The sequence below is a fragment of the Leisingera sp. ANG-M1 genome, from assembly GCF_000813745.1.
GTDB lineage: Bacteria > Pseudomonadota > Alphaproteobacteria > Rhodobacterales > Rhodobacteraceae > Leisingera.
The window spans coordinates 1-637 of the sequence record NZ_JWLC01000087.1; the positions used below are offsets into that span (position 1 = coordinate 1).

The window sequence follows — 637 nt, forward strand, 5'->3', positions numbered from 1 at the left end:
GTGGTGCCGCGGGTGCCCAGCCTGGACGTGGTGGCGGAGCCGCTGCTGGCGGTCGGCACGCCGGAGGAGCAGGCCCGCGACAAGGCGGCCTCTCTGCTGGCGCAGCTTAATATCCCGGAACGGCTGTGGGGGCTCAGCCCCACCACCTTCTCGGGCGGCGAGCAGCAGCGGGGGAACATCGCGCGCGGCTTTGCCCACCCCTATCCGGCGCTGCTGCTGGAGGGGCCGGCGGCGAGCCTGGATGCGCAGAACCGCGCCACCGTGCTGGGGCTGATCGAAGGCGCCAAGGCGCGCGGTGCGGCGATCATAGGCATTTTCCATGACGAGGCTGCCCGGGCGCAGGTCTGCGACCGGTTTGTGGATGTCTCGGGGTTTTCGCCAAAGGCCGCGGCATGACTGGCGCTGCTGAAAAAGGTCCGGTCATTGCCGTGGTTGGGCCGTCCGGGGTTGGCAAGGACAGTTTGATGTCCGCCTTGGCGGTCTCTTGTCCCCAGCTGCGGCTGATGCGCCGGGTGATCACCCGCGCCCCGGAGGCCGGGGGGGAAGACTACCAGGCGGTCAGCGAAGCGGAGTTTTCGGCACTGGCCGAAAGCGGTGTCTTTGCGCTGCACTGGCAGGCGCATGGGCTGCACTACGG

2 pseudogenes are annotated in these 637 nt (G+C 69.2%); both read left to right on the forward strand.

The features are described from left to right. Nucleotides 1-396 (forward strand): annotated as a pseudogene (locus RA19_RS25540) (phosphonate C-P lyase system protein PhnL); the annotation flags it as partial. After that, nucleotides 393-637: pseudogene (locus RA19_RS25545) on the forward strand (phosphonate metabolism protein/1,5-bisphosphokinase (PRPP-forming) PhnN); the annotation flags it as partial. The pseudogenes RA19_RS25540 and RA19_RS25545, both read left to right, overlap by 4 nt.